1 protein-coding gene and 1 pseudogene are annotated in these 1,154 nt (G+C 58.6%); one reads left to right on the top strand and one right to left on the bottom strand.

Annotation, left to right across the window (positions count from 1 at the left end; translation table 11 throughout):
* Nucleotides 1–384 (bottom strand): GAF domain-containing protein (locus tag PSSD_RS25945; protein ID WP_153011532.1); only part of this gene is annotated, 384 nt, incomplete at its 3' end.
* Between the two features lie 345 nt (nt 385–729).
* Between PSSD_RS25945 and PSSD_RS25940 the strand changes: the two are divergent.
* A pseudogene (locus PSSD_RS25940) lies at nt 730–1,154 on the top strand (methyl-accepting chemotaxis protein); the annotation flags it as partial.

Raw genomic sequence — 1,154 nt, 5'->3', positions numbered from 1 at the left:
CAGCGTGCCGAGCACGATGCCTTCGCGGTTCTTCAGCGGCACGCCGGCATAGAAGCGGATGTAGGGCGCGCCGGTGATGAGCGGATGCGTCACAAAGCGGGCGTCCAGCCAGGTGTCGGGCACCACCACTGCACAATCATTGTCCACCGCGTGGCGGCAGAGGGAGTCTTCACGCGAGGACTGCGCGAGGGCGAAGTTGTGTGCGGCCTGCACGTGCTGGTGCTCGTCGTCCAGCACTGAAATAAAGCTGCCGGGTATGCCAAGCGCCTGGCTGGTCAGTCGGACAAACTTGCGCAGCACGTCATCGCGACTTTCATCGGGACTGCGCAGCGCTTTCAGCGCCCGCGCGCGGCGATCGCTGTCGCCGTTAAGATTCATCAGCATGGGTTCCTCCGCCCCGGCCTGGTTCCGGTGCGAAATTATAAAGATAAAGTGGACGGTAACGAACCGTTATAAAAGACAATAACTGCGAAAGGAAAAAACGATTAAAAACTTTCTTATGGCGCTTACTATAGGCGCTGCCTGGTCTTATGTCATGCTTATTTTGTTTAGCAAATTATTTAGCGCAGCGCGATTCTTTAATTTTATCGTCGGGGAGTGTCCTTTTTTAATTATTCCTGCCAGAATCCTGTTAAATAAATGTAGCGCGCAACTTAATTACGCGCGCAATTAAAAATAAATGATAATGCTTTTTATTATTCAAAATAATAACAACACCGGGGAAACCTCATGCAGCTACTCAGACACTTTACCATCCGCCGCGTCATGCTGTGGATGATGATCCTCTCCCTGGCCGTGGTGGCACTGGCCGGCAGCTACGGCGCGCTGACGCTGCGCGAAATGTACCGCCACGCCGACCGCGCCGGTGCGCTGACGCAGCAGCTGACCTTTCTGACCCGCGCCGGCCTCGCCATGCAGGACGGGACGGCAGCCGAGAAGGCGGCCCTGCTGAACACCGCGCCGTCTGACGCAGCGTGGGACAGTTATCGGGCAGCGCTGAGCGTGCCGGGCCATTATCCGGTCGCCGCCCGCGAACGGCTCGACAGCCTGACGCAGCAGCTGGCCGCCGCCGACGTGCCGGTGATGGCCGGGCGCCACCGGCTGGAAGTGATCCTCATCAGCGCGCTGCTGGCCGCCGCCGCCCTGCTGGCGTT

It is taken from the genome of Type-D symbiont of Plautia stali, assembly GCF_001485335.1.
GTDB classification, from domain to species: domain Bacteria; phylum Pseudomonadota; class Gammaproteobacteria; order Enterobacterales; family Enterobacteriaceae; genus Pantoea; species Pantoea vagans_C.
The sequence above is the reverse complement of the archived record's forward strand: the minus strand, read 5'-3'. Positions and strand labels throughout refer to the sequence as shown.